Source organism: Burkholderia sp. BCC0397 (genome assembly GCF_902832865.1).
In the GTDB taxonomy this organism is placed as follows: domain Bacteria; phylum Pseudomonadota; class Gammaproteobacteria; order Burkholderiales; family Burkholderiaceae; genus Burkholderia.
The window spans coordinates 93,133-119,363 of sequence record NZ_CADFDL010000019.1 but is presented as its reverse complement, the minus strand read 5'-3'; the positions used below and the strand labels follow the sequence as shown (position 1 = coordinate 119,363).

29 protein-coding genes are annotated in these 26,231 nt (G+C 68.8%); 18 read left to right on the top strand and 11 right to left on the bottom strand.

Annotated elements, in window-relative coordinates; genetic code table 11:
* Nucleotides 1-230: 230 nt before the first annotated feature.
* Nucleotides 231-1,244 (top strand): low-specificity L-threonine aldolase, encoded by a 1,014-nt coding sequence (gene ltaE, locus HWX03_RS34440; protein ID WP_175823595.1) that lies wholly within the window; start codon nucleotides 231-233, stop codon nucleotides 1,242-1,244.
* A gap of 104 nt (nucleotides 1,245-1,348) precedes the next feature.
* Here ltaE and HWX03_RS34435 read toward each other — a convergent pair whose 3' ends face one another.
* Nucleotides 1,349-1,561 carry a DUF1059 domain-containing protein gene (locus HWX03_RS34435; protein WP_174431199.1) on the bottom strand — a complete coding sequence of 71 codons (213 nt, stop codon included), beginning with the start codon at nucleotides 1,559-1,561 and terminating at the stop codon, nucleotides 1,349-1,351.
* A gap of 159 nt (nucleotides 1,562-1,720) precedes the next feature.
* Nucleotides 1,721-2,626, bottom strand: coding sequence for an HTH-type transcriptional regulator ArgP (locus HWX03_RS34430; protein ID WP_175823594.1), 906 nt, complete (start codon nucleotides 2,624-2,626; stop codon nucleotides 1,721-1,723).
* Between the two features lie 333 nt (nucleotides 2,627-2,959).
* On the opposite strand from HWX03_RS34430, the gene HWX03_RS34425 reads away from it, so the two are divergent.
* Together HWX03_RS34425 and HWX03_RS34420 are read left to right on the top strand one after the other, a co-directional pair.
* Complete coding sequence (locus HWX03_RS34425; protein WP_175874359.1) at nucleotides 2,960-4,030, top strand: MBL fold metallo-hydrolase; 1,071 nt, start codon at nucleotides 2,960-2,962, stop codon at nucleotides 4,028-4,030.
* A 126-nt stretch (nucleotides 4,031-4,156) separates the two neighbouring features.
* Entirely contained in the window at nucleotides 4,157-4,816 is a 660-nt protein-coding gene (locus HWX03_RS34420; protein ID WP_175874358.1) for a glutathione S-transferase family protein, read from the top strand.
* 136 nt (nucleotides 4,817-4,952) lie between these two features.
* Here HWX03_RS34420 and HWX03_RS34415 read toward each other — a convergent pair whose 3' ends face one another.
* Nucleotides 4,953-5,648, bottom strand: a complete 696-nt coding sequence (locus HWX03_RS34415) for a phosphatase PAP2 family protein (protein ID WP_175823591.1) — start codon at nucleotides 5,646-5,648, stop codon at nucleotides 4,953-4,955.
* 428 nt (nucleotides 5,649-6,076) lie between these two features.
* Nucleotides 6,077-7,309 (bottom strand): MFS transporter, encoded by a 1,233-nt coding sequence (locus tag HWX03_RS34410; protein WP_175874357.1) that lies wholly within the window; start codon nucleotides 7,307-7,309, stop codon nucleotides 6,077-6,079.
* Nucleotides 7,310-7,410: 101 nt separating this feature from the next.
* On the opposite strand from HWX03_RS34410, the gene HWX03_RS34405 reads away from it, so the two are divergent.
* Nucleotides 7,411-8,394, top strand: a complete 984-nt coding sequence (locus tag HWX03_RS34405; RefSeq protein ID WP_175874356.1) for a LysR family transcriptional regulator — start codon at nucleotides 7,411-7,413, stop codon at nucleotides 8,392-8,394.
* A gap of 29 nt (nucleotides 8,395-8,423) precedes the next feature.
* Here the strand turns inward: HWX03_RS34405 and HWX03_RS34400 are convergent, their stop codons facing one another.
* The 4 genes from HWX03_RS34400 to HWX03_RS34385 form a co-directional block, all read right to left on the bottom strand.
* Complete coding sequence (locus HWX03_RS34400; RefSeq protein WP_175874355.1) at nucleotides 8,424-9,062, bottom strand: 2-hydroxychromene-2-carboxylate isomerase; 639 nt, start codon at nucleotides 9,060-9,062, stop codon at nucleotides 8,424-8,426.
* Between the two features lie 107 nt (nucleotides 9,063-9,169).
* Nucleotides 9,170-9,646, bottom strand: coding sequence for an SRPBCC family protein (locus HWX03_RS34395; RefSeq protein ID WP_175823588.1), 477 nt, complete (start codon nucleotides 9,644-9,646; stop codon nucleotides 9,170-9,172).
* A 119-nt stretch (nucleotides 9,647-9,765) separates the two neighbouring features.
* On the bottom strand, nucleotides 9,766-10,251 hold the full coding sequence (locus HWX03_RS34390) for an SRPBCC family protein (RefSeq protein WP_175874354.1): 486 nt from the start codon (nucleotides 10,249-10,251) through the stop codon (nucleotides 9,766-9,768).
* Complete coding sequence (locus tag HWX03_RS34385) at nucleotides 10,223-10,588, bottom strand: metalloregulator ArsR/SmtB family transcription factor (protein ID WP_175874353.1); 366 nt, start codon at nucleotides 10,586-10,588, stop codon at nucleotides 10,223-10,225. Before HWX03_RS34385 ends, HWX03_RS34390 begins: the two co-directional genes overlap by 29 nt.
* 204 nt (nucleotides 10,589-10,792) lie before the next feature.
* Here HWX03_RS34385 and HWX03_RS34380 point away from each other — a divergent pair, with 204 nt between their 5' ends.
* From HWX03_RS34380 to HWX03_RS34370, 3 genes are all read left to right on the top strand, one after another.
* The gene (locus HWX03_RS34380) at nucleotides 10,793-11,323 is read left to right on the top strand and encodes a GNAT family N-acetyltransferase (protein WP_175823585.1); all 531 of its coding nucleotides are present in this window, start codon (nucleotides 10,793-10,795) and stop codon (nucleotides 11,321-11,323) included.
* 11 nt (nucleotides 11,324-11,334) lie between these two features.
* Nucleotides 11,335-12,120, top strand: coding sequence for a YhfC family glutamic-type intramembrane protease (locus HWX03_RS34375; RefSeq protein WP_175874352.1), 786 nt, complete (start codon nucleotides 11,335-11,337; stop codon nucleotides 12,118-12,120).
* Nucleotides 12,121-12,286: 166 nt separating this feature from the next.
* Complete coding sequence (locus tag HWX03_RS34370; protein WP_174429405.1) at nucleotides 12,287-12,865, top strand: hypothetical protein; 579 nt, start codon at nucleotides 12,287-12,289, stop codon at nucleotides 12,863-12,865.
* A gap of 39 nt (nucleotides 12,866-12,904) precedes the next feature.
* Here HWX03_RS34370 and HWX03_RS34365 read toward each other — a convergent pair whose 3' ends face one another.
* On the bottom strand, nucleotides 12,905-13,489 hold the full coding sequence (locus tag HWX03_RS34365) for a TetR/AcrR family transcriptional regulator (RefSeq protein WP_175874351.1): 585 nt from the start codon (nucleotides 13,487-13,489) through the stop codon (nucleotides 12,905-12,907).
* A gap of 341 nt (nucleotides 13,490-13,830) precedes the next feature.
* Between HWX03_RS34365 and HWX03_RS34360 the strand changes: the two genes are divergently transcribed.
* Nucleotides 13,831-14,535, top strand: coding sequence for an SDR family oxidoreductase (locus HWX03_RS34360; RefSeq protein ID WP_175874350.1), 705 nt, complete (start codon nucleotides 13,831-13,833; stop codon nucleotides 14,533-14,535).
* Nucleotides 14,536-14,584: 49 nt separating this feature from the next.
* Here the strand turns inward: HWX03_RS34360 and fabV are convergent, their stop codons facing one another.
* Nucleotides 14,585-15,787, bottom strand: a complete 1,203-nt coding sequence (gene fabV / locus HWX03_RS34355; protein WP_174429403.1) for an enoyl-ACP reductase FabV — start codon at nucleotides 15,785-15,787, stop codon at nucleotides 14,585-14,587.
* Nucleotides 15,788-15,950: 163 nt separating this feature from the next.
* Here fabV and HWX03_RS34350 point away from each other — a divergent pair, with 163 nt between their 5' ends.
* From HWX03_RS34350 to HWX03_RS34325, 6 genes are all read left to right on the top strand, one after another.
* The gene (locus HWX03_RS34350) at nucleotides 15,951-16,484 is read left to right on the top strand and encodes a MarR family transcriptional regulator (RefSeq protein ID WP_069749293.1); all 534 of its coding nucleotides are present in this window, start codon (nucleotides 15,951-15,953) and stop codon (nucleotides 16,482-16,484) included.
* Between the two features lie 89 nt (nucleotides 16,485-16,573).
* On the top strand, nucleotides 16,574-17,893 hold the full coding sequence (locus tag HWX03_RS34345) for an SDR family oxidoreductase (protein ID WP_175874349.1): 1,320 nt from the start codon (nucleotides 16,574-16,576) through the stop codon (nucleotides 17,891-17,893).
* Nucleotides 17,890-18,360 (top strand): DUF2269 domain-containing protein, encoded by a 471-nt coding sequence (locus HWX03_RS34340; protein WP_174385657.1) that lies wholly within the window; start codon nucleotides 17,890-17,892, stop codon nucleotides 18,358-18,360. Before HWX03_RS34345 ends, HWX03_RS34340 begins: the two co-directional genes overlap by 4 nt.
* Nucleotides 18,361-18,453: 93 nt before the next feature.
* Nucleotides 18,454-19,323 carry a DUF393 domain-containing protein gene (locus tag HWX03_RS34335; protein WP_175874348.1) on the top strand — a complete coding sequence of 290 codons (870 nt, stop codon included), beginning with the start codon at nucleotides 18,454-18,456 and terminating at the stop codon, nucleotides 19,321-19,323.
* Entirely contained in the window at nucleotides 19,320-20,819 is a 1,500-nt protein-coding gene (locus tag HWX03_RS34330) for a TIGR01777 family oxidoreductase (RefSeq protein WP_175874347.1), read from the top strand. The genes HWX03_RS34335 and HWX03_RS34330 overlap by 4 nt, the downstream gene beginning before the upstream one ends.
* 72 nt (nucleotides 20,820-20,891) lie before the next feature.
* A complete protein-coding gene (locus HWX03_RS34325; RefSeq protein WP_175823576.1) occupies nucleotides 20,892-21,515 on the top strand; it encodes a glutathione S-transferase in 624 nt (207 codons plus the stop codon).
* Nucleotides 21,516-21,593: 78 nt separating this feature from the next.
* Here the strand turns inward: HWX03_RS34325 and HWX03_RS34320 are convergent, their stop codons facing one another.
* On the bottom strand, nucleotides 21,594-23,015 hold the full coding sequence (locus HWX03_RS34320; RefSeq protein WP_175874346.1) for a serine hydrolase: 1,422 nt from the start codon (nucleotides 23,013-23,015) through the stop codon (nucleotides 21,594-21,596).
* Between the two features lie 236 nt (nucleotides 23,016-23,251).
* On the opposite strand from HWX03_RS34320, the gene HWX03_RS34315 reads away from it, so the two are divergent.
* From HWX03_RS34315 to HWX03_RS34300, 4 genes are all read left to right on the top strand, one after another.
* A complete protein-coding gene (locus HWX03_RS34315) occupies nucleotides 23,252-23,671 on the top strand; it encodes an HIT domain-containing protein (RefSeq protein WP_089492911.1) in 420 nt (139 codons plus the stop codon).
* Nucleotides 23,672-23,925: 254 nt separating this feature from the next.
* Nucleotides 23,926-24,090 (top strand): hypothetical protein, encoded by a 165-nt coding sequence (locus HWX03_RS34310; RefSeq protein ID WP_162838116.1) that lies wholly within the window; start codon nucleotides 23,926-23,928, stop codon nucleotides 24,088-24,090.
* A gap of 170 nt (nucleotides 24,091-24,260) precedes the next feature.
* Nucleotides 24,261-24,920: an isoprenylcysteine carboxylmethyltransferase family protein gene (locus HWX03_RS34305; RefSeq protein ID WP_175874345.1), complete on the top strand. Its 660-nt coding sequence runs from the start codon at nucleotides 24,261-24,263 to the stop codon at nucleotides 24,918-24,920.
* A 377-nt stretch (nucleotides 24,921-25,297) separates the two neighbouring features.
* Nucleotides 25,298-25,735 (top strand): hypothetical protein, encoded by a 438-nt coding sequence (locus HWX03_RS34300; RefSeq protein WP_027781621.1) that lies wholly within the window; start codon nucleotides 25,298-25,300, stop codon nucleotides 25,733-25,735.
* Nucleotides 25,736-26,231: the final 496 nt, after the last annotated feature.

Genomic DNA, 26,231 nt, shown 5'->3' with positions numbered 1-26,231 from the left:
AATCGTTGATTCGTATCAAGAAGGCCGTTCGCGGCGCGCGTGGCCGCGGCGTGGCGGTCTGACGCACGTGCGTCAATATGGCGCGTCGCGTCATCGGAACGACGTCGCGCGTGCGGAATCGGAGGCGCGGCGGCGGCCGGCAGCCGCCGCGCGAATTGCGTACACTCTCAGTCTCGTTTCGGCAGGGCCGGGCGCATCGGTTCCGGCTCGCGTTTACTCAGGGCACAGCGATGATCGATTTACGCAGCGATACCGTGACACGTCCGAGCCAGGCGATGCTGGCTGCAATGATTGCCGCCGAGACCGGCGACGACGTCTGGGGCGACGACCCGACCGTCCTGCGCCTGCAGGCGGTGACGGCCGAGCGGGCCGGCAAGGAAGCCGGCCTGTTCTTCCCGAGCGGCACGCAGAGCAACCTGGCCGCGCTGATGTCGCATTGCGAGCGCGGCGATGAATATATCGTCGGCCAGCTCGCGCACACCTACAAGTACGAAGGCGGCGGCGCGGCCGTGCTCGGCAGCATCCAGCCGCAACCGATCGAGAACGCGCCGGACGGCACGCTGCCGCTCGCGAAGATCGCCGCGGCGATCAAGCCGCTCGACAATCACTTTGCCCGCACGCGCCTGCTCGCGCTCGAAAACACGATCGGCGGCCAGGTCTTGCCGGAAGGTTATGTGCAGGAAGCCGTCGCGTTCGCGCGCAGCCGCGGGCTGTCCACGCACCTCGACGGCGCGCGCGTCTGCAACGCGGCTGTCGCGTCGGGTCGCCCGATCGCCGCGCTGTGCGCGCCGTTCGACACCGTGTCGATCTGCTTCTCGAAAGGGCTCGGTGCGCCGGTCGGCTCGGTGCTGGTCGGCAGCCATGCGCTGATCGAGCGCGCGCAGCGCTGGCGCAAGGTGTTGGGCGGCGGGATGCGGCAGTCGGGCATTCTCGCGGCGGCGTGCCTGTATGCGCTCGATCACAACGTCGAGCGGCTCGCGGACGATCACGCGAATGCCGCGCATCTCGCGGCCGGCCTCGCGCGCATCGATTCGGTGAAGGTACTGTCGCAGGCGACGAACATGGTGTTCGCGCAATTCCCCGAAGCCGATTGCGCGCCGCTCGAGGCGTGGCTCAAGGAACGTGGGATCCTCACGCAGATGCTGTATGCGTCGCGCTTCGTCACGCATTGCGACGTGTCGCGCGCGGACATCGACACGTTTCTCGGCGCGGTCGGCGCGTATTTCGCGCAGCGTCGCGCGTGAAGCGGAAGGCGCCGGCCGGCGACGGGCCGGCGCGACGCAGCATGACGCAACACACGGAGGGGTGACGCGGCGCGTTGCCGGTCGACCTTTGCCGTGCCGGCGGATTACGCTTGCCGCGGCGTGTCGACGGGGGGCGCGCCGTCGCGGAACAGCGATTTAAGCTGCGTGCGCAGTTCGGCGCTGTCGGTGTGCTGGTGCACCGAGACCGCGTGTTGCACGGCGGCCTCCAGCAGTTCGTTGTCGGAGTCGGCGGAAATTGCGACCGAGCAATTCATCGCACTGGGAAACTCGCGGCAATCGATATAGCGGCGGGACATGATGTTCTCCTCACATGAAAGGGAACGGCCGGACCTGGATGATCGGCCGCGCGGCGCGTTCGCGAGGCCGATGGAAAAAGTATAGGCGGCGCGGCCGACTTTCTCGTCGCGGTGCGTAGCGCGCCGGCAGTGTCGATCACCCGCTCGCCAGCCTGCGCGTTACGGCAGCGGCGCGAGCAGCCGGCGCGCCGCCTCGACCACCCGCGCGGACAGCGACGCCATCGTCGGCGACTGCACGGTCCACGCGTGCCAGTACAGCGTGACGTCGGTCGGATGCGCGGGCGCGAGATCGACCAGCCCCTGCGTATCGAGCGGCGCGGTGCCGATCAGCGGCTCCGGCACCATCGCGTAGCCGAGCCCGTGCCGCACCGCCGCGAAGTGCGAATGAGTGCCCGGCACGTAGTGGCACGGGTACGCGCCGTCCGGCAGCCCGAACTTCTCCTTCAGGAACGACGATTGCAGCGTGTCGCGCCGCGAATACGCGACGACGGGCGCGTGGCGCGCGCTCGTGCGGTTCAGCCCGCGCGGAAACCAGCGCACCGCGAACGCGGCCGCCGCGAGTAGCCGGTAGCGCATCGTGCCGAGCGGCGTCGCGATGCAGCCGCGCATCGGCTTCGGCTCGGTCGTCACGCAGCCGACCGCCATCCCGCTTTCGAGCAGCGCGAACGTGTGATCCTGATCCTCGACGATCAGTTCGAACAGGATCCGCTCGCCCGCGAGCACGGACGTCAGCGCGGGCAGGAACCATGTGCCGAGACTGTCGGCGTTCAGCGCGATCGTCACCGAGATCGGCGATTCGCGCTCGGTCGCGAGCGTGCTCTGCAGGTCGGCCTGCAGCAGCGCGACGCGGCGCAGATGCTGCAGCACCCGCTGCCCGGCCACCGTCGGGCGGCACGGCCGCGTGCGCAGCACGAGCGGCGTGCCGAGGCTCGCTTCCAGCGCGCGGACCCGCTGCGTGACGGCGGACGCGGTCACGTGCAGGCGCACGGCCGCCTGCTCGAAGCTGCCGGTGTCGGCGACGGCCAGCAGCGCGGCGGCCTGCTTCGGATCGATCGTCATCGACATGCCAGTGGAATTCCTGTGATCGGAGACGAGAACAGGCGGTAGTGTAAGGCAGCGTGCGCTGCCGTCCCGGCGCGGCGCATCGTCCCGCCGTGCGCGATTCGTCGACGGAATCGGTTGCCGCGTATGGGATGCGCTGCGGCGCGGGCATTTTGATCTACGCTGTATGAATGTGCGAAACGCGGCGGCCTCAATGCTGTTCGCGCGCTGGCGATGTCATCATGCCGACGCCCGACGCCCGACGCCCGACGCCCGACGCCCGACGCCCGACGACGATATGCTGTATGCCGATCCGACTACACCCCACTGAAGAACAAGTGACGGAGCAACCGAGCAATGATCTTCCGGCAACTTTTCGACCCGCAATCGTCGACGTACACGTATCTGCTCGCCGACAGCGCCTCGCGTGAAGCGCTGCTGATCGATCCCGTGTTCGAGCAGGTGCGCCGCGACGCGGCGCTGCTCGACGAACTCGGGCTGCGGCTCGTCGCGACCGTCGACACGCACGTGCATGCCGATCACGTGACGGGCGCGTGGCTCCTGAAGCAGCACACGGGCAGCGCGATCGCGATCTCGGCCGCGAGCGGCGCGCAGGGCGCCGACCGCTACCTGAACGACGGCGACCGCTGCGCATTCGGCGCGCGCTACCTGACCGTGCGCGCGACGCCCGGCCATACGAGCGGCTGCATCAGCCTCGTGCTCGACGACGAATCGATGGCGTTCACCGGCGATTGCCTGCTGATCCGCGGCACCGGCCGCACCGACTTCCAGCAGGGCGACCCGCGCGCGCTGTATCGCGCGGTGCATGGCCGGCTCTTTACGCTGCCGGCTACGTGCCTCCTGTATCCGGCGCACGACTATCGCGGGCTCACGGTGACGAGTGTCGGCGAGGAGCGGCGCTTCAACCCGCGCCTCGGCGGCGATCTCAGCGAAGACGATTTCGCCGGCTACATGCGCAACCTCGGGCTCGCGCATCCGCGCCAGATCGACGTCGCGGTGCCGGCGAACCTGCAATGCGGCGTCGCCGCGAACGCGCCCGATGCGCAGGCGGCCGCCGACTGGGCGCCGCTCGTCTATACGTTCGCCGGTTTCTGGGAAATCGATCCGCAATGGCTCGAGGATCATCTGCCGGCCGTGCAGATCGTCGACGTGCGCGAGCCGGACGAATTCGCGGGCCCGCTCGGCCATCTGCCCGGCGCGACGCCGATTCCGCTCGGCGAACTGGCCGCGCGCACCGGCGAGATCGCGCGCGACCGGCCGGTCGTGACCGTGTGCCGGGCCGGCGGGCGCTCCGCGCAGGCGACGGTGATCCTGAAGAAGGCCGGCTTCGACGCGGTCGCGAATCTCGGCGGCGGGATGCTGCGCTGGCGTGCGGAAGGGCGCGTCGTGATGGACGGCCGGTCGTAGCGGCCCAGGCAGTCCCTCGAAAAAAATTCCGGATCGATGTCGAAACGGCCGGGCGCCGCCCGTCGTCAAGGTATCCGATCATGTGGCGCCGCATGACGCGGCGCCGAAACCCTGAGAGACCACGTCATGATGCCGACGCTTTACGCCCATCCCTTTTCGTCCTACTGCCAGAAAGTGCTCACGGCGCTGTACGAGAACGGCACGCCGTTCGAGTATCGCGTGCTCGCGCACGACGATCCGAAGCCGATGCAGGAACTGACCGCGCTGTGGCCGCTGAAGCGCTTCCCGGTGCTCGTCGACGCGGGCCGCACGGTGATCGAGGCGTCGATCATCATCGAGTATCTCGGCCTGAACCATCCGGGCCCCGTGCGCCTGCTGCCCGACGATCCGCGCGCCGCGCTCGAGGTGCGGACGATGGACCGCTTCTTCGACAACTACGTGGCGACGCCGCAGCAGAAGGTCGTGTTCGATGCGCTGCGGCCGGAAGCCGAACGCGATGCGCGCGGGGTGGCCGACGCGCGCGCGATGCTCGAAACGTCGTATGCGTGGCTCGACAAGACGATGGCCGATCGCGAATGGGCGGCCGGCGACCGTTTCAGCCTCGCCGACTGCGGCGCGGCGCCGTTCCTGTTCTACGCGGACTGGACGCACCGGATCGATCCGTCGTTCGCGAACGTGATCGCGTACCGCAAGCGGCTGCTGGCGCGGCCGTCGTTCGCGCGTGCGGTCGACGAAGCGCGGCCGTATCGTTCGTTCTTTCCGCTCGGCGCGCCCGATCGCGACTGACGGGCGCGGTGGCGGCCGCTCTCGCGGCGATGGTGCGGGGCGCGACCTGCGCGCGGCGCGATGCCGCCGCGCAGGGCCGGCAGCGGGTGCCCGGACGTCGGGACGACAGCAGCGGATGCATCGCGGTTTCGTTCCGTTACATCGTCGTGTGCGTGACCGACTGCGCGAGCGTCAGTAGTTCGTCGAACTGCGTGATCAGCTCGAAGCACAGCAGGAACGCGAGCGTATAGGCCGGCGCGGGGAAGCGTCGGATCGCGTCCAGCACCTGCGGCGCGAAGCGCGATCGAATGGCGTCGCGCGTCAGCAGCCATGCGAGCGCGATGCCGATCGCCGCGCCGGCGATCAGGTCGGTCGGGTAGTGAAAGCCGAGATACGCGCGCGGCACGCAGATGAACACGACCGCATAAAGCAGCGCAAGCACGCCGACGCGGCGCGCGATGATGAAGATGCCGGTCGCGATCGCCATCCACAGCATCGCGTGATCGCTCGGAAACGAACTCCATGTCTGCAGCGTCGCCGCACGCAATCCGGCCGACGGAAAGTGCAGGTGCAGGTCGGGGTTGTAGATCGGCCGCACGCGGAACGGCAGCACCTGCGCGAGCACGCGGCCGACGGCGAGCGCGATGAGCCCGCTCGCGACGGTGGCGACGACCAGCTCGCGTTGCCGCTCGCGGTTCGGGCCGGGCTGGAACCACAACCAGCACAGCACCGGAATGAGCACGAAGCCCTTGAACGTGTAGAGGCCCGCGACCACGCGGATCGCGTGAGTCATCAACGGGCCGAACGTCACGTGGGTGAGGAAGATCTGGATCGGGGTGTCGAAATTGTTCATGTCCTGTGCGACCCGGGCGGACGCGCAGCGCATGACAGGCGGCCGGCTGGATCGGAAAGCGCGCTCGCACGGAGCGCAACGGGGGGCAAGTATGTCACCCGTTATTTCGAAGAAAATGCGAAAAAATACCGGGAATCCCCTGATAAACCGGGGCCGTGTGGTGGGGCCGGATGGGGAAGCGCCGTGCGGTGCGGCAGGGTCGAATCGTCCGACGTTTGCGTGCGGGCGTACACGGATGCCGGAAAAAATATTTGGGTGAACTGGACAATTCGGCAGGTCGGTGCGGACCTTGCGCCGGATGAATGATTGCCGTGCCGGAGCGGCGTAAATCTGCCGGGCGGCGCAGCGTCATGCGCGCGCCGATCAAAAATAAAAAAATGCGGACAAGCCTCGTAGGCTTGCCCGCCAGCGTGACGCGATGCCCGACTTCAGTTGCGCCACACCCGCACGACGAGCGCGGCCAGCGACGTCGCGACGGCCAGCGCGGTCACCGCATTCCAGCCCAGTTGCGCGAGCAACAAACTGCCGATCGCGGCGCCGGCCGCCATCCCGATGAACATGCCGACGAACAGCACCGCGTTGAGGCGGCTGCGCGAAGCGGGATCGATCCGGTAGACGATCGACTGGTGCGCGATCAGCGTGGCCTGCACGCCGAGATCGAAGCCGATCGTCGCAACCACGAGCAGGACGAGCTGCGCATGCGGCGACATCAGCGGCGCAGCGGCCATCGACGCGAACGACACCGTCGCGATGCCGATCCCGATCCGCGTGACGCGCTCGGGGCCGTGATGGTCGGCGAGGCGCCCGGCGATCGGCGCGGCCAGCGCGCCGGCGGCGCCCGCGAGGCCGAATGCGCCGGCGGCCGCGCTGCCGAGGTGGAACGGCGCGCCGTGCAGCATCACCGCGAGCGTCGACCAGAACGCGCTGAAACCGACGGCCAGCAGCCCCTGCGCGAGAGCAGCGCGGCGCAGTGCCGAATGGTCGCGCCACAGCGCGCCGAGCGAGCCGATCAGCGCGCGATACGGCAGCCGCGTGGTCGGCTCGAAGCGCGGCAACCCGCGTGCGGCCACGGCACCGATCGCGGCGACGCTGACGGCCGCGAGCGCGAACATCGCGCGCCAGCCGGCCGTCTCGGCGACGAAGCCGGCCACGACGCGCGACAGCAGGATGCCGAGCAGCAGCCCCGTCATCACCGTGCCGACGATGCGGCCGCGATGCGCGTCATGCGCGAGTGTCGCGGCGGCCGGCACGACGTCCTGCGCCATCGTCGCGGCGAGGCCGATCGCGAAGCTCGCCGCGAGCAGCAGCCCGAGCGACGGCGCGATGGCGGCCAGCAGCAGCGCGACGACCAGCGCCGCGGCCTTGGTCACGATCACGCGGCGCCGGTCGAAGCGGTCGCCGAGCGGCGCGAGCAGCAGGATGCCGAGCGCATAGCCGAGCTGCGTGAGCGTCGGCACGAAGCCGATCGCCCGCGCCGACGCGCCGAGATCGGGCGCGAGCGCGCCGAGCATCGGCTGCGCGTAGTAGAGCGGGGCGACGCCGAGGCCGGCGGCGGCCGCGAGCAGCAGCACGAGCCGGCGATCGGGCATCGAATGGGCGGCCGGATGGGCCGGGGCGTGCGCCACGCGGGGCGCGGTGTCGAGACGGGTCGGGGTGGACATCGCGTACATCCTCGGTTGAAGAATGGGATGGACGCGAGTGTGGCGGTACGCGGCCGGCGACGGTAGTGCCGCCTCGCGCAGATTTGTTATACGCTATACGAATGACCAAAAAAACTCCCTCCTCTCCCGCTGCTGGCGGGTCTCGGCGCATTCAGGCGGTGCCGGTGGACGGCGCCGGCTATCGTTTCGAGCTGATGGAAACCTTCGTGCGCATAGTCGAGGCCGGCAGCCTGTCGGCGGCCGCCGTCCAGCTGCATACGACGCAGCCGACCGTCAGCCGGCGGCTGCAGGCGCTGGAAAGTTCGCTCGGTATGCGGCTGCTGCAACGCACGACCCATACGATGCGCCTGACCGTCGACGGCGAGCGGTGCTTCAAGCGGGCGAAGGAGCTGCTGGCGAGCTGGGCGGCGTTCGAGGCCGATTTGCGCGGCGCGCAGGAGGAGCCGGACGGGCTGCTGCGCGTCGCGGTGCCGCACGCGTTCGGGCAGCAGCGTTTCGTCGCACCGCTCGCGCAGTTCCTGCACGACTATCCGCGGGTGTCGGTCGAGTGGCTGCTGCAGGACGAGGTGCGCGATTTCGTCGGCAGCGGCATCGATTGCGCGATCCAGGTCGGCGAGCCGACCGATCCGGGCGTGGTCGCGATCCGGCTGACGAAGGTGCCGCGCTTCGTGGTCGCCGCGCCGTCCGTGCTGAACGGCGCCGACGTGCCGGCCGATCCGGACGCGCTCGCCGCGCTGCCGTGGCTCGCGTTGCGCACGTACTACCGCACCGAGCTCGCGCTGACGCATGCGGCCACCGGCGACACGCGGCGCATCGCGATCCGCCCGCGCATCACGACCGCGAACCTGTATGCGCTGCGCAGCGCGGCGCTGCTGGGCGTCGGCGCGTGCGTCGGATCGTCATGGATGCTGGCCGACGATCTCGCGCGCGGCGATCTCGTGCACCTCGCGCCCGAATGGCAGGCGCCGCCGCTGCCCGTCTACCTGACTTATCCGCATGCGCAGTTCTATCCGTCGCGGCTCGTGCGGTTCGCCGCGATGATGCGCGAGGCCGTGCCGATGCTCGTCGAAGGGCGCGACGGCTGAAGCGGGCGGCGCCGGGTGGCGGTTCGCCGTCAGCCGCGCCGGATTCCTTCGGGCAGCGCGCTGATGCGGCGCACTTCGGGCGAGTCGAGCCACGCGCGCGACGTCGCGCAGTCGACGAACATGTCGGTCGCGTCCTCGCCCCAGAACAGGTCGCCGTCGAGTGCGAAGGTCGGCACGCCGAACACGCCGTCGGCGATCGCGCGATCGGTGTTCGCGCGTAGCGCGTCCTTGACCGGCTGGGCCTCGACGGCCGTCACGCCTTCCGGAAAGCCGACGGCTTCGCATAGTGCGGCGAAGCCTTCCGGCGTCGAGACGTCCTGGCCGTCGCGCCAGATATGCCGGAAGATCCGCCGGATCGCGTCGCGCGAGCTGCCCATCGCGATCGCGAGGCGCAGCGGCTTGATCGGATTGAACGGGTGCGCGGGCGGCATCCGGAACGCAATGCCGAGCTTGTCCGCGCGGTATTGCGCATGCCGATAGGTGAACACGCGTTTGGCCGCGATCTCCGCCGGCGCTTTCTGGCCCCAGTGCGTGAGCAGCGCGCCGAGCACGATCGGCCGCGGCTCGAACGCGGCGGCGGGCGGCAACCGGTCGAACTGTTCCTGTTGCAGGTAGGCGAACGGCGAAACGAAATCGAAATACCAGCTGGCGGTGCGCGCGGCGTTCATCGCGGGTGTCTCCTCGGGCGGATCCGGGTGGGGCGGGTGCGGGTCAGTGTCGCACGCGGCGGCGTTTCGCGCTGCCGCACCGTTTTCCGTCGCCGGCGCGAACGGCGCTAGGCGGCCTCCACCAGCGCCGCGAGCCGCGCCAGCGCCATCTGCCAGCCGGTCTCGTTGTCGGCGGCCGGCACGCCGGGCGGGACGCCGTCGTGCACGGCGTCCACGCGCGTGCCGCCCGCTTCGTCGGACAGCGTGATCGTGATCGTCATCGCGCCGCGCAGCATCGGGTCGTCGGTTTCGAATACATCGATCTCGACGATCTGCTGGTCCGGCACGAGCGTGACGAAGCGGCCGTGATAGGTGTCGGTGTGCGCGGTGGTCTTGCCGGTGTCGGCCGACGGCGCGTCGTAGCTCAGCGACACGCGCAGCGCGCCGCCTTCGCGCGTGTCGTATGCGTGCACGCGGCAGGTCATGCCGTCGGGCACTTTCCATTGCTCGACCGCGTGCGGGTCGAGCAGCGCGCGGTAGACGCGCCCGCGCGGGGCGTTCAGGTGCCGGCTGACCCGGGTCGAATGCGTGTGCGTGTGCAACATGTTGCCTCCCGCGAAGCGCGCGCGACGGTGCACGCCGGCGTCCGGCGTGTCGTCATGCCTTCTTCAGGAATCCTAGACGCGGGCGCGGCGGCATGCAATGACCGCACGCGAAGCGACGTTCAGCGCAGGGTGGCGGCGAAGGCGTCGAGCTGCGTGATGCAGGTGTTCCAGCCCTCGAAAAAACCGAGCGCTTCGTGGCGCTCGCGCGTCGCGGCGTCGGGATGCATCACGCGCGCCTCGTAGCGGCTGCCCGCGTCGTCGTCGGCCATCGTGACGATCGCCGTGAAGCCCAGCCACGGCGTCTGCGGCCGCCAGCCGCCCGCGAGCATCGACGTGAACGCGATGCGCGATTCCGGCACGATTTCGAGGAAGCAGCCGGGGTTGTCGCTCGTGCCGCCGTCGGGGCCGCGCATGAACGTATGGAAAGCGCCGCCCGGCCGCAGGTCGAACGCGCGCACCTCGGTGGTCCACGGCTTCGGGCACCACCATTCCTTCAGCAGTTCGGGGTCGGTCCATGCGCGCCACAGCGCGTGGCGCGGCGCGCGCAGCGTACGCGTGATGACGAGATCGTGGGCTTCAGCGGGTTCGACGTGGCTGGCTGACATCTTGCTCCTCCTGGTGACGGCGTTCGACGAATTCGACGAGACGATCGGATCGCGCTTCCCACTGCGCGCGCTGTGCGGCGAGCCATGCCTCGGCCTCGGTCAGCCGGCTGCCGACCAGTACGCAGGTGCGCGAACGGCCGGTTTTCCGGGTTGCCACGAGGCCGCTGCGCTCGAGCACGGCGACATGCTTCATGAACGACGGCAGCGCCATGTCGAACGGCGCTGCCAGCGCGGAGACGGTCCGCTCGCCCTGGCCGAGCGCGCTGACGATCGCGCAGCGCGTCGGGTCGGCGAGGGCATGGAACACGTCGCTGATGCCGGGTTGAATGTTATCCATTTGGCTAAGTGTAGGCGATGTCGAAACCGATGCAGCGAAAATTTCCGTCGCGTACGATGATGGGGCGGTAACACGCGCCGACCGGGCGCCGCGTTGCCGGACGCCCGCCGTCGTCGCGCGAGCCTCGATGCCTGGCCGGCGTTCGTACCGATTCCAGCCCATGCCGAACCCGCGCGTGCGGCCCACCTGATTACCGGAGATGGCATGACCGAACCTGTTACCGTCCGCCGCGTCGGCGCGAGCGAAGCGATGGCCTGCGTCGATGCGCTGGCCGACGTGCTGATCGATTGCGTCGAAGGCGGCGCGTCCGTCAGCTTCATGTTGCCGATCGAGCGGCACACCGCCGTCGCGTTCTGGACGCGTGTGGCCGAGGGCGTCGCGAACGACGAGCGCATTTTGCTCGTCGCCGAGGATGCGTCCGGCCGGATCGCCGGCACCGTGCAGGTCGTGACCGCGCAGCCCGAGAACCAGCCGCATCGCGCGGACATCTCGAAGATGCTCGTGTCGCGGCATGCGCGCCGGCAGGGCATCGCCGCGCGGCTGATGGCGGCGGCCGACGCGGCCGCGCGCGACGCCGGCAAGACCGTGCTCGTGCTCGACACGGTGACGGGCGGCGACGCCGAGCGGCTGTATGAACGGGCAGGCTGGCAGCGCGTCGGCATCGTGCCGAACTATGCGCTGATGCCCGACGGCGCGCTGTGCGCGACGACGTTTTTCCACAAGCAGCTCGCGTAACCGCGTCGACCATGCATCCGGTCGCTCCGGCGCTGCTGCTCGCCACGCTTGCGGCCGGTGTCGTGGCATTGATCGCGCCGGCGTGGCTTGCTGTCGTGTGGCGTCGCCGCACGCAGGTGCCGTTGCGCGTGTTTTGCTACGGGATGCTGACCTTCTTCGTGTTCCAGCCGGTATTGCGCCTGTCGTGGCAGGCGCCGCTGTTCCACTGGCTCGGGACCGAGCCGCGCTGGCATCTGCCGATGCTCGTGTTCGCGGCGTTGACGGCCGGGCTCTTCGAGGAATGCGGGCGCTGGGTCGCGTTCCGGTATCTGCTGCCGAAGCGGCACGACGCGCAGACGGCGGTGATGCTCGGGCTCGGGCACGGCGGGCTGGAGGCGATGTTGCTGGTTGGTGCCGGGTTTGTCGTGCTCGGCGCCGGCTACCTGCTCGCGCATGCGGGCTTCGTCGTGCCTGAAGGCGCGCAGTCGCTGATCGGATCGCAGTTCGCGGGGATGACGCTCGCGTCGCCGTTTCTCGCGCTGTTCGAGCGCGTGAGTGCGATGGCCGCGCATGTCGGGCTGTCGCTGATCGTGCTGCAGGCGTTCGTGCGCGGCGCGAAACGCTGGCTCGTGTATGCGATCGCCCTCCATTTCGTGTTCGATCTCGCCGCGGTGCTGCTGACGCGCTACTGGCACGTCGATACCGTGCTGGTCGAGGGGCTTTTGTTCGTGGGTAGCGTTGCGTTGCTGTGGTTGGGGGTGCGCTGGAGCCGACGGGGAGCAGGCGCTGGCGATACGCGTACGGGGCACGTCGTGTGACGGGCTTGGCACGTGTCAGTCGTATGCGGCGGGGCCCCGAGCGTGCCGGCAGCCGCCTCGCGAACGGAAACCCGCCAGAAAGAAAAGCAGAACCGGGCGCCCCGGTCCGATATATTCACGTTCGCGCAGAAAGACGCCAACGACACGCCACGAAACCGCCGCCTCGATGAAACGCTCCCATGTCGCTTTCGCCCTCACGGGCCTGCTCGTCGCGCTGCCGATTGCCGCATATGCGCTCGTCAAGCCGCTGCGCGTCGTCGCACCCGCGCTGGTTCCCGGCGTGTCGTGCCCGAGCGCCGACATCTGCACGGACGATGCCGCGAAGCTCGGCGACGCGCAACAGCTCTATCGCGATGGCTACGCGCGCGCGGCGGTGGCCGTCGGCGCGTTCCGCGACGCACCGCGCGTCGTGTTCTGCTCGACGCGCACGTGCGCCGACGCATTCGGCCTCGGCACGCGGGCGGCGCTGACGCTCGGCGATTTCGGCGTGGTGATCGCGCCGCGCGGCTGGCAGACCTACTTTCTCGCGCACGAGCTGATCCATCACCGCCAGGCGGAGGTGCTCGGCAACCTCGCCGTCTTGACCAAACCGCGCTGGCTGATCGAAGGGATGGCGTATGCGCTCAGCGACGATCCGCGTCATCCGCTGAAGGAGCCGTTCGAATCGTGGCGCACGCAGTTTGCCGCGTGGAATGCGGCGCGCGGCACGCAGCCGCTGTGGGATGCCGCGCGGGCAATCGAATAGCGCGACAAGGGCGTGGGCGCTGCGTCGAAGGGCGCGCCGTTACGCCGACGTGACCGAATCGCCGCGTCGGCCGGTCAGCGCGTCCCGCCCCGCGTCCAGAATCTCGTCGGCCAGCGCGGGATCGCTGCCGGTGATTGCGCGGGACAGCACGAGCGCACCGACCATCTGGCTGAAGACCGCAAGCGCGTCGCGACGCGTCTGCTCCGGCGTGGCGCCGTCGGTCGCCACCATCCGTTCCAGTCGATCGAGATACGCGGCGAGCCCGTGCGCGTAGCATGCGCGCGCCGTATCGGTCAGCCGCGGCGCATCGCCCGCGAAGCCGGACAGCGGGCACCCGCCCTCGACGTTGTCGCGATGCGCGGGCGACAGATACGCGGCCACCTGCGCGTCGAGACTGCCGGCGTTCGGCGAATCCGCGCGGTCGTGCATCGCCTTTTCCATCACTTCGGCGACCAGCGCGTCTTTCGACTTGAAGTGGTTGTAGAAGCCGCCCTGCGTGAAGCCTGCCTCCTTCATCAGCTCCGTCAATCCCACGGCGTCGACGCCGCGCACGCGAAACAGCCGCTCGGCGGCCGCGACGATCGCGTTGCGGTTTTCCGCCGCCTGTTGTCTCGAGACGCCCATCGATCCCTCCCTCGTTCCGGCAATTGCGTCGATTGAAAAACACAATGGCGATCACCATTGACGCGCCGGCATCACGCTGGCACCATGCATCGCAAAGACGATGGTGATCGACATTGAGATTCGAGTGTAGCCGACTTCGCGGACGAAGCGAAGCAACCGGTGCGGCACGGATCGACGTTGATCAGGGTCTAGGGTGCGGCGAGGCGCGGGCGGCGGGACGGCCTGGCTTTCGGCACCGGCGGTGCAACGGTTCGGTACGCGATGGCAGCGTGGTTTTTCACCGGATCCCGAGCGTGCGGCGAACCGGCGCGCACGGGATCGAATCTCCGAAAGGATGGGTCATGAAGATCGAAGGTGCAGTCGTTTTCGTCACGGGCGCGAACCGCGGGCTTGGCCTCGAGTTTGCGAAGCAGGCGCTCGCCAGAGGGGCGCGCAAGGTCTACGCGGCGGCGCGCGATCCGGCCAGCGTGACGCTGCCGGGCGTCGTGCCCGTGAAGCTCGACGTGACCGATCCGGCGGCGGTCGCCGCGGCCGCCGATGTGGCGCGCGACATCACGCTGCTGATCAACAACGCGGGCATCGCGCGGCTCGGCAGCCTGACCGACGACGGCGCGGTCGACGCATTGCGCGCTCACCTGGAGACAAACGTGTTCGGGATGCTGGCGATGTCGCGGGCGTTTGCGGGAACCCTCGCGGCCCACGGCGGCGGCGCGATCCTGAACATCCTGTCGGTCGCGAGCTGGGTGAACCGGCCGATCCTGTCGGGCTACGGCGTATCGAAATCGGCCGCATGGGCGCTGACCAACGGGCTGCGCCATTCGCTGCGCGAGCAGCGCACGCAGGTGGTCGGGCTGCATGCCGGCTTCATCGATACCGACCTGACGGCCGGCCTCGACGTGCCGAAGGCCACGCCGGCCGACGTCGTGCGCCAGGCGTACGACGCCCTCGAAGCGGGGGCGGAGGAAGTGTCGACCGACGAGTTCACGCGGCAGGTGAAGGCCACGCTGTCGTCGGGCGTCTATCTGGAAGAACCGGCGCCGCGTTGACGCCGCCGGCAATGCGGACCCGCCGCAAGCGTGGCGGCGGGTCGTGCCGTCAGACCGTCGTGTCGATGATGCCCGGGATCTTCACGTCCGGGTTCACGTCCGCGTCGTAGTCGACGCCGGCGATCTCGAAGCCGAACAGACGCAGGAACTCGGTCTTGTAGCCGGCGAAGTCGGTCATCTCGTACAGATTCTCGTTCGTCACCTTGTCCCACATCGCGACGACCTTCGCCTGCACCTGCGGATCCAGTTCCTTGTAATCCGCGCGCAGACGGCCTTCTTCGTCGATGTGCGGCGTCGCGCCGTACAGGCTGTCCTTCAGGAGCCCGTACACCTGCTCGATGCAGCCTTCGTGCGTGCCGGTTTCCTTCATCACCTTGAACAGCAGCGACAGGTACAGCGGCATCATCGGGATCGCCGAGCTGGCCTGCGTGACGACGGCCTTCAGCACCGACACGCGGGCATCGCCGCCGTGCGCGGCCAGCTTGTCGCGGATCGACAGCACCTTCTTGTCGAGATCCTTCTTCGCTTCGCCGATCGAGCCGTTCCAGTAGATGTCGTGCGTGATCTGCTCGCCGAGGTACGTGAACGCGGTGGTCTTCGCGCCGTCGGCCAGTACGCCGGCTTCATCCAGCGCGTCGATCCACATCTGCCAGTCCTCGCCGCCCATCACCGCGACGGTGCCGTCGATCTCTTCCTGCGTCGCCGGTTCGAGCGACACTTCGCGGATCACTTCCTTGTCGGTGTCGAGGCCGCGGAACGTGACGGCCTTGCCGATCGGCTTGAGCGTCGAGCTGATGGTTTCGCCCGTCTTCGGGTGCGTGCGGCGCGGCGCCGCGAGGCTGTAGACGACCAGGTCGACCTTGCCGAGATCCTGCTTGATGGTGTCGATCGTGACCTGTTTGATCTTGTCGGAGAATGCGTCGCCGTTGATGCTGCGCGCATACAGGCCCTTTTCGGCGGCGAATTTCTCGAACGCGGCGCTGTTGTACCAGCCGGCCGTGCCCGGCTTCGTTTCGCTGCCGGCGCGCTCGAAGAACACGCCGAGCGTGTCCGCGCCCGAGCCGAATGCGGCCGAGATCCGGGCGGCGAGGCCGTAGCCGGTCGACGCGCCGATCACGAGCACCTTTTTCGGGCCATTGGCGATCGGGCCGTGCGAAGTCACGTAGTCGATCTGTTCCTTGACGTTGGCTTCGCAGCCGACGGGATGAGTCGTCACGCAGATGAAGCCACGCACGCGCGGTTTGATGATCATGGAAACCTCTGTCTATCAGAAAGGCGGGGACGGCCTGAAATCGGAAAAATCCCGCGCATTGTAAAGGAAGCGGCCGATCGCGGGCGGGCGCGGCCGGAAGGTGCCGGATCGCCCGGTTATTTCTCTCTTGACAGAAATAACTGAAATGAATAAATTTCCGGACATGGAACTCACACCGATTGCCGAACGATTCATTCTCCACTGGGGCGAAATGGGCTCGCGGTGGGGCGTCAACCGCACCGTCTCGCAGATCCACGCGCTGCTCTACCTGGCCGGCCGGCCGGTGGCAGCGGACGAAATCGCCGAGACGCTCAACGTCGCGCGCTCCAACGTCAGCACGAGCCTGAAGGAGCTGCAGGCATGGCGGCTCGCGAAGGTCGTGCACGTGCTGGGCGATCGCCGCGACCACTTCGAGACGTCGACCGACATCTGGGAGTTGTTCAAGCTGATCGTCGAAGGGCGGCGGCAGCGCGAGATCGAGCCGACGCTCACGGTGCTGCGCGATTGCCTGACGAATCCGGAGATCGCGAACGAGAGCCGCGAGACCGAACAGCGCATTCGCGACACGCTGCAGTTCGTCGAGACGCTCACGACCTGGTCGGACGAGATGCTGCGGCTCAAGCCCGATACGCTGATGAAGGCGCTGGGCATCGGCGCGAAGATCAGCCAGACGGTCAGGCGCAAGTCGTCGAAGTAGGCGGTAAACGGGAGAGCGGGCACGCAGCCCGCTTTTTTAGGGGTTGTTATTTCTGTCTGTACAGAAATAACTGTAAATAGAGGATGAAAATGAACGCAGCCTTGCCGTCGGCCTGCCCGCCCGAGCGCACCGGCGCACGCGGCATGACCGTGCTCGTCTGCGGCGCGAACGGCTTCATCGGGCGGGCGCTGTGCGCGCGGCTCGAAGCCGGCGGGCATCGCGTGCTGCGCGGCGTGCGTCGCGCGGTCGGCCCGCACGACGTCGCGATCGACTTCGCGCAGGACGTCGATCCGCACGCGTGGCTGGCGCGGCTGAAGGGCGTCGACGTCGTGATCAACGCGGTCGGCATGCTGGCCGACCGACGCGGCGCGACGCTCGACGCCGTGCATCGCGCCGCGCCGTGCGCGCTCTTTACCGCGTGCTGCCGTGCCGGCGTGCGGCGCGTGATCCAGATCTCGGCGCTCGGGGTCGAGCGCGGCGATACGCGGTACTTCGCGAGCAAGCAGGCGGCCGACCGTTTTCTGCAGACGCTGCCGATCGACTTCCGCATCGTGCGCCCCGCGCTCGTCTACGGGGCGGCCGGCGCGTCCGCGCGGTTTTTCCGGATGCTCGCGAGCCTGCCCGTGCAGGTGCTGCCGGCGGACGGCCATCAGCGGCTGCGCCCGGTGCATGTCGACGATCTCGTCGAAGTCGTTGCGCGGCTCGTCGTGCCAGCGGGCGATTCGCAGGCGGCGGGCAGCCGGGTGATCGACGTGGTCGGCCGCGACGAAGTCGAATACCGCGAGATGCTGGCCGGCTACCGCGCCGCGCTCGGATTTTCGCCGGCGGCCCGCGTGACGCTGCCCGGCCCGCTGGTCGGCGCGGCGGCCGCACTGCTCGGCGTGTTGCCGGGGGCGATGCTGACGCGCGACACGTGGACGATGCTGCGCGGCGGGAACACCGGCGATCCGGCGGCCACCGCGGCCGTGCTCGGCCGGCCGCCGCGCGGTATCGGCAGCTTCATCGGCGCGGACGCCGCCGCGCTGCGCCGCGACGCGCTCGCGATGTGGCGGCGCCCGTTACTGCGGGGCGCGCTCGCGATCGTATGGATCTGGACGGCGATCGCCAGCGCATTCATCCATCCGCTGCACGCGAGCCTCGCGCTGCTTGCGCCTGCACATCTGACGGGGCTGCCCGCACTGATCGCGCTTTACGCGGCCAGCGCGCTGGATTTCGCGTTCGGCATCGCGACCGTCGTCGCGCCGTCGCGGCGCCTGTGGGCTGCGCAAGCGGCGCTGATCGTCGCGTATTCGGCGGTCATCGCGGTCACGATGCCGGGCCTGTTGGCCGAACCGTTCGGCCCCGTGCTCAAGAACGTGCCGATTCTCGCCATCCTGTTGATCCTGTTTTCAGAAGAAGAACACGCATGAATACCTATCTCGTCATCAAGGCGCTTCACATCCTCTCCTCGGTGCTGCTGGTCGGCACGGGGTTCGGCACCGCGTTCTACCTGTTCTTCGCGAACCGCACGCGGTCGGTGCCCGCGATCGCGGCCGTGTCGCGGCTCGTGGTGCGCGCGGACTGGTGGTTCACGACGCCGGCCGTGCTTTTCCAGCCGGCGTCCGGGTTGTGGCTCGCGCACACGGCCGGCTGGCCGTGGCATACGCCGTGGCTGCTCGCGTCGATCGTGCTGTACGCGGTCGCCGGTGCGTGCTGGCTGCCGGTCGTGTGGCTGCAGCTCGAACTTGCATCGATGGCGAAGCTCGCGCACGCGAACGGCGACGCCGCGTTGCCGGAGCGCTACTGGCGCTATGCGAAGCGCTGGGAACTGCTCGGATATCCGGCGTTCTTCGCGATGCTGAGCGTCTACTTCCTGATGGTGGTCAAGCCGATGTAAGTCCGCGCCGTCGCGCGGGAGCGGCGGCGTACGCGGGAAAGCAGTCAATCGATCGATTCATGATGCTTGCGATAACAAGAAGGAGTGCAAAGCATGGACTCAAGTGAATTGGTTCTCTACTTCGACGGGCGATGTCCGTTATGCATCGCGGAAATCCGGCGTCTCGGCGCCCGCGACGCACGACACCGGCTGGCTTTCGTCGATATCGCCGAGCCGGGTTTCGATCCGGCGCCGCTGGGCGTCGACTTGCCCGCGCTGAATCGCGAACTGCATGCGCGACTGCCCGACGGACGCATGCTGACCGGTATCGACAGCATTCAGGCTGCCTATACGCTGGTCGGGCGCCGCTGGGTCGTCCGGCTGCTTCGCGTGCCGGCGATGCGTGCCGTGTTCGCGCCGCTGTATCGCCGCCTGGCACGCAATCGGCATGCCGTATCGCACTGGCTCGGGTATCGCGCGGAAGCCTGCTGTGAAGGCGGTGCGTGCGGCATCGGCACGAACGCCGAAAATGCGGCAGCGAATCGCCTGGCGCACGACACTCCGCGCCGCATCGTCGTGCGCTGGATGTACGCAGCGGCGATCGCGCACCTGCTCGTCGGCGTAGTGATTCCGTGGATTGCCGGCGCATCCTGGCTCGACGCGTATCACCGCGACATCGAGTGGCATTTCTGGGCGGGAACCGCACCCGAAGCCGCGCGCGCCCAGCAGGTCTGGTGGATGTCGCTGATCGCCGCGACGGTGCAGTGCGCAGCGGTCTGGATGCTCGCGCTTGTCCATCTCGGCAACCGGTTGCGGAAACGGGAAGTGTGGGGCTGGCTGCTGGCCGGCCTGCTGATCTGGGCGCCGCAGGACATGCTGTTGTCGTGGCAGGCGCAGGTGTGGGGCCACGTGGCGGTCGACGTTGCCGCGCTCGTCGCGATGGTGCCGCCGCTGGTCTGGTTGTGGAGGAGGGATACCGCATGAACACGTTGCCTGCTTTCGACTGGGCGCTCAACCTGCTGATCGTGCAGGGCGCGATGGGCGCATTCGATACGCTTTATCACCACGAACTCACGCAGGACCTGCCGCACAGCCCGCGCGCGCGGCTCGAACTGGCGATTCATGCGGTGCGGTCCGTGCTGTACGGTCTCGTGTTCGCATCGATCGCGAACGTCGCGTTTCACGGCGCGTGGGTCGCGGCCGTCGCGACCGTCGTGCTCATCGAGGTGGTGCTGACGTTGTGGGATTTCGTCGTCGAGGACCAAAGCCGCAAGCTGCCGGCGACCGAGCGCGTGCTGCACACGCTGCTGGCCGTCAACGGCGGCGCGTTGTTCGGGATGGTCGCGATGCAACTCGCGGTGTGGGTGCACGAGCCGACCGCGCTGCACGCGATCGACCTCGGCTGGCGCGGCTGGCTGCTCAGCCTGTTCGCCGTCGGCGTGACGGTATCGGGCGTGCGCGACGGGATCGCCGCGTGCCGCATCGCGCCACGTGCGCCGGCCGACAACCCGTTCGCGGGGCAGCGGCCGGGCAACGTGCTCGTCACCGGCGGCACCGGCTTCATCGGCGAAACGCTCGTGAACCAGTTGCTCGATGCGGGGCATGCGGTCACGTTGCTGGCGCGCGATCCGCTGCGCGCGGCCTACCTGTTTCAAGGCCGCGTGCGCAGCGTGACGTCCGCCGACCAGTTGCAGCCGCACGAGCGCTTCGACACGGTCGTCAATCTCGCCGGGGCGCCGGTGCTGGGTGCGCGCTGGAGCACGCGCCGGCAGGCGCTGCTGCTCGCCAGCCGCGTCGGCGTCACGCAGGCGCTGATGCGCTGGGTCGAGACTGCCGAGGTCAAGCCGCGCACGTGGATCCAGGCGTCCGCGATCGGCTACTACGGCGTGCGGCCGGGCGACGAACGGCTCGACGAAGGCAGCCGCGTGGGCACGGGCTTCATGTCGGATCTGTGTCGACAGTGGGAAGCGGCCGCGCAGCCGCTCGAGCAGCACGGCATGCGCGCGGTGGTGCTGCGGCTGGGCCTCGTGTTCGGCCCCGGCGGGGCGTTGCGCCCGATGCTGCTGCCGCATTACTTCGGGCTGGGCGGGCGATTCGGCGACGGCGCGCAGGTGATGAGCTGGATTCACCGCGACGACGTGCTGCGGATCGTCGCGCGCGCGATGTCGAATGCGGGCATGCGCGGCGTCTACAACGCGGTCGCACCGGTGCCGCTGACCCAGCGCGCGTTCGTGCAGGTCGTGTCGAAGGTGCTGCGCCGCCCCGCGTTTCTGCACGTGCCGGCCGCGCCGCTGCGCGCCGCGATGGGCGAGATGGCCGAGTTGCTGCTGGACGGGCAGCGCGTGATGCCGGCACGGCTGCATCAGGACGGATTCATGTTCCGCTACCCAACGGCCGAGCACGCGCTGCGCGACCTGACGAATCGGCCGCACACCGATTTCGCGCCCGCGGCCTGCCGTTTCCCGCGAGGTCGTGTATAAATTCGGCGTGAACGCGTTCGGCGCGTGACGTGCGCCCCGAACGCTCTGCCCCCGACCCCACAAGGAGATTGCATGCTGCACATCCTCGGCAAGATTCCGTCCATCAACGTCCGCAAGGTGCTGTGGCTGTGCACCGAACTGAACCTGCCGTTCGAACAGGAAGACTGGGGCGCGGGCTTTCGCACGACTCACGATCCGGCCTATCTCGCGCTGAATCCGAACGCGCTCGTGCCTGTCATCAAGGATGACGATTTCGTGCTCTGGGAATCGAACACGATCATCCGCTACCTCGCGAACCGCTACGGCGGCGATGCGCTGTATCCGGCCGAGCCGCAGGCGCGTGCGCGGGTCGACCAGTGGATCGACTGGCAGGGCTCGGACCTGAACCGCGCGTGGGTCGGCGCATTCCTCGGCCTCGTGCGCAAGTCGCCCGACCACCAGGATCCGGACGGCATCGCGCAGTCGATCGCGGGCTGGACGAAGCACATGCACGTGCTGAATGCGCAACTCGAAAAGACGGGCGCGTACGTGGCCGGCAACACGTTCACGCTCGCGGACATTCCGATCGGCCTGTCGGTGAACCGCTGGTTCGGCACGCCGTTCGAGCGGCCGGACCTGCCGGCGGTGTCGCGCTATATCGAACGTCTCGCGACGCGTGAGGGTTTCAAGCAGTACGCGGGCAGCGCGAATCCGTAATGCAGCGCGGCTAGTGCGTGAAGCGGCGTCGTCGCCACGACTGCCGCCGTATCGCGTCCGGCGGGCAACCGCCCGTCGTCACGCACCGGGCGCCGGCACCGCGTCGAGCACGCGTGCGAGAAACGCCTCGTGATTCCACGCGGCTTCCGGCCGCGACAGCCCGAGCCGTACGACCACCAATTGACGGCTCGGCACCACGCTCACGAACTGGCCTTCATGGCCGACCGCATGAAACGCGTCGGCCGGCATCGCCCGCGCGTGCGGATCGCGATCGTTGAACGGCTCCGGCACCTTGACCCACAGTTGCGCGCCGAACTCCTGCCGCGACGACTGCGGTGTCGCGCGCGTCAGGTAACGCACCCAGCCTTCCGGCAGCAGCCGCTGCCCGTTCCACACGCCGTCCTGCAGCAGAAGCTGCCCGAAGCGCGCCCAGTCGCGCGCGCTCGCATACATGTACGACGCGCTGACGAGCGTGCCGGACGCATCGGGCTCGAACACCGCGCTGCGCATCCCGAGCGGCGCGAACAGCGCGCGGCGCGGAAACGCGAGGTAGTCGTCGTCGCTGCCGCCCAGCGCTTCGCGCATCACGCGCGCGACGATCGCGCTCGTGCCGCTCGAGTACGACCACTGCGCGCCGGGCGTCGCGGCAAGCGGCTTCGCCGACGCGAACCGCGCGGTATCGGGCTGCGTGAACAGCATCACCGCGACGTCGGACAGCGGGTCGTCGTAGTCCTCGTTGAACTGCAGGCCGCTCGTCATCCGCAGCAGTTCGTCGAGCGTGATGGCCGCGCGCGGATCGCCGCTGCCGCGCCATTCGGGCAGCAGCGCCGACGCGTCCGGCGACAGCTTGTGCTGCGCGACCAGCGTGCCGACCAGCGCGGCCGTGACGGTTTTCGTCATCGACCAGCCGGGCAGCGGCGTATCGGCCGTGAAGCCGGGCGCATAGCGTTCGGCGATCACCTGGCCGCGCCACATCACGACCACCGCGCGCGTACGCCGCGGCCGCGCCGGATCGGGTTCGTCGAACGCGCGGTCGAGCGCGGTCTGCAACTTGTGCGCGTCGATGCCGGCGGGCGGCATGGCCGGTGTGGATGGGGCGGGTGGCGCGGGCGGCGGATCGGGGAGGGGCGGCAACGCGGCGGGCAAGGTGGCCGCCGCTGCACCGGTCGGCGACCCCAGTGCGAGCGTGCAGCCGAGTCCCGGCCGGAAGTCGGCTTCGCGTTCGGCGAAGCCGGCGAAGGTCGCCACCGCGCGATGATGGTCGGGGTCGATCGACGGGCGCACCAGTTTCAGCAGCGGATGGACGCCGGCCATGATGTCGACGTCGATCACGGACGCGGCCGGGCGGCCCGACACGAACACGCCGGAACACAGCGCCTTGGCCGCATAGCCGGTCGCGATCGGCGCGAGCCGGGACAGCATGTAGCCTGTGTAGCCGATCGCGGCAACGAGCGCGAGCGCGACACCGCGCAGAATCAGCTTCTTGAGGGGGATCGTCATGCGCGAGCATCCTCGGTGGCGTGCCGGCCGGCAACGATCCGGCAGTGTCGCAGGTTCGGGCGATGCGGTGCAATCGCGGCCGCGTGACGCGTGATGACGGCCGCATGCATTTGCGTTGCCGCGCGCTCGACAGTTTCGGCACGCGTCGAGCGAGTTGATGTCGGGCCGGCCGTCGGCCGATAATCGTCCGGCATTGCTCTCCCAGTCCCACTGTCCAACCGAGATCGGAAAACGCCATGTCCTACGACAACAACAACCCGTTCGCCAAAATCCTGCGAGGCGAACTGCCGTGCGTGAAGGTCGCCGAAGACGACGCGACGCTCGCGATCATGGACCTGATGCCGCAGGCCGACGGTCACGTGCTCGTGATTCCGAAGGAGCCGGCCGCGCAGATCTTCGAGCTGTCCGGCGATGCGGCCGCGGCCGGCATCCGCATGACGCAGCGCGTCGCGGCGGCGGTGCGCGCGGCGCTCGAGCCGGACGGCGTGTTCATCGGCCAGTTCAACGGCGCGGCAGCCGGCCAGACGGTCCCGCACGTGCACTTCCACGTGATTCCGCGCTGGGAAGGCGCGGAGTTGCGGATGCATGCGCGCGACATCGCCGACGCGGCGACGCTCGAAGCGCTCGCGCAGCGCATTCGTGCCCGCTTCGTGTAACAGCCCGACCGCACTGGGTGCAGCGGCCCGCCCACCGGCTGGCTGCTGCCCCGCCTAAGCCTGTTTCAGCGGTCACGCGAGGTAACACGTGTAACCGCCCGGGAAACTCGGCCGGCCAGGCCCGGCGCTAGACTCCGCGCATTGTTTCACCGAGCGACAGGAAGGGCGGATCGCCCCTTCGTGCCGGCGGCCGCCTGTCGCGGCGGCACGGCCTTCGCGCGGTGCCATTCGTCTTTCGCGCAGGGAACCGAGCCATGTCCAGACTTCTCATCACGCTTGCCCTGATCGGCGGCCTGTCCGGCTGCTACGTCGCGCCGCCGTACGGCTATGCGCCCGCGCCGGCCTACTACGGCTATGCGCCTGCATATTACGCGCCGCCCGTCACCGTCGGCATCGGCGGCCACTTCCACATCCGCTGATTCGGCGTCGCGCGCGGGCCCGTCCGTCCGGCCCCGTCCGCCGCCTTTCGCCGGACGATTCGCGCGGCGAAGTCGCGCCGCATGACGGCGCACACGGCGCACACGGCGCACACCGCACGGGGTGCGCAGTTCCTATACTTCACAGGAAAGCGCATTCCTGTGAGGCCGTCATGACAGCCACCCGCAAGGTCGTCGTCCTGTCGGGCGTATCCACGCTCGTCTATCTCGGGCTCGCCGTGCTCGGCAGCGGCGGGTTCGCTGCGTTCTTCTCGCATCCGCAGCTGACCGTCGTCGCGATCGCGACACTCGCGATGGCCGTCGCCGCGCTGTTCACCGAAGGCAACCTGAGCAGCGGCGAGCGCGAGAGCCGCGACAACCGCTGGGTGCTCGCGGCGTTCGCGGTGAGCGGCTTCCTGCTCGCGTACCTGCCCGCGCTGACCGACCGGCTCGACGTCTGGACCTTCGGCGGCGAGACGGTGCGCTGGATCGGCGTCGTGCTGTACCTCGTGGGTGGTGTGCTGCGCATCTGGCCCGTGTTCGTGCTCGGCAAGCGCTTCAGCGGGCTCGTCGCGATCCAGCCGGGCCATACGCTCGTGACCGGCGGCATCTACAGCCGCATCCGCAATCCGAGTTATCTCGGCCTGGTCGTCAATTCGCTCGGCTGGGCGCTGGTGTTCCGCTCGGGCGTCGGCGTGCTGCTGGTCGTGCTGACGCTGGTGCCGCTCGTCGCGCGCATCCGCTCGGAGGAGGCGTTGCTGCGTTCGCAATTCGGCGCCGAATACGACGCGTATTGCGCGCGCACGTGGCGGTTGCTGCCCGGCGTGTACTGACCCCGTCATCTTTCCTCTGACCGTCGTTCGGACGCCCGCTTACGCCGTGTGCAGATGTGTTGCCACGTGTGTCTCAAACGTGCGAGCGCGTGCATGAACGGTCTGTCGGAAGCCGGGGCCGGACCCTTGTCGGAGCCAATACGGGCAAGGGTTTCAGCCGGATTCGGCAGGCTCGTTCGACAGGCGTGATTCGTAAACAACTTGTTACGAGAATGTCCACGGCAGGAATGCGAGACCGGTGCTATTCTTCGCCGCAAGCTCATTGAAATGAATTGGTCCGCGGTTCGGCACAATGCCTGGCCCGATGTCGATCGATTCAGATCGTCGTAACGAGCGGACCTCGATAACCAGAATTGCGAACAAGGAAGAATACGGGAATGTGGAAGAAAATCGCCCCCGCTCTCGTCGTCGCCGTGCTGACCGGCGCGACTGCACTGCCGGCCGTGGCCGGTGACTTGAACAACGCGCTCGGCGGCGCGCTCGGCGGGGTTGCCGGCGCAGCGGTCGGCGGCGCGGTCGGTGGCAGCACCGGCTCCGTCATCGGCGGCGCGATCGGCGGCGGCGCCGGCGGCGCGGTGACGTCGAACCGTCGCGAGCGCACCGGCGCGATCATCGGCGGCGCCCTCGGCGGCGGCGCAGGTACCGCGGCAGGCAACGCGATGGGCGGCCGCACGGGCGGCCTGCTGGGCGCGGCGGTCGGCGGCGGCGCCGGCGCGGCACTCGGCGGCAACATGTCGCGCAGCTCGTACGATCGCGATCACGGCGACCGCGGCTACCGTCACCGCAAGCATCGTCACCACCGCGACTGGGACTGATCGCCGCTGGCGCGGCACGGTGCGCGACCCGCGCACCGGCGCGCCGACGGCGTCGGCATCCCGACGCGAGCTTCAGCCCGGCGCCCCGCCGGGCCGCTTCGCCGGCCAGACCGGCGATTCTCCTCCGGCTGCATCAGCCGCTGCCATGTGCCCGATCGACGGGCCGGCTATCCCTCCCGCTGTTTTCTCCGTTTCTCGACGACATCAGTTCGATATCAGTTGCCGCGTCCGAATGTGCCCGGACAGGATTGGCCGCATCACATCTGCTTTTCCTTGGACACGTCGGTTCGTTCCAACCTGACCTGACCGTATCCCGCGACCCTGCCGCAGCGATCCGCTGCCGCGCACGTATCGTTCGCCTTCGATCCGCGTAACGCGATGCATCGAGATCGGCACTTGCACGCCGCGTTGCCGTGCGCGGACGCATCGCGAGAACATCGCAACCGTCAGGATTTCCCTGATAGTCGGCGCTCCCCGCAACGCCTCCCCACCGCGC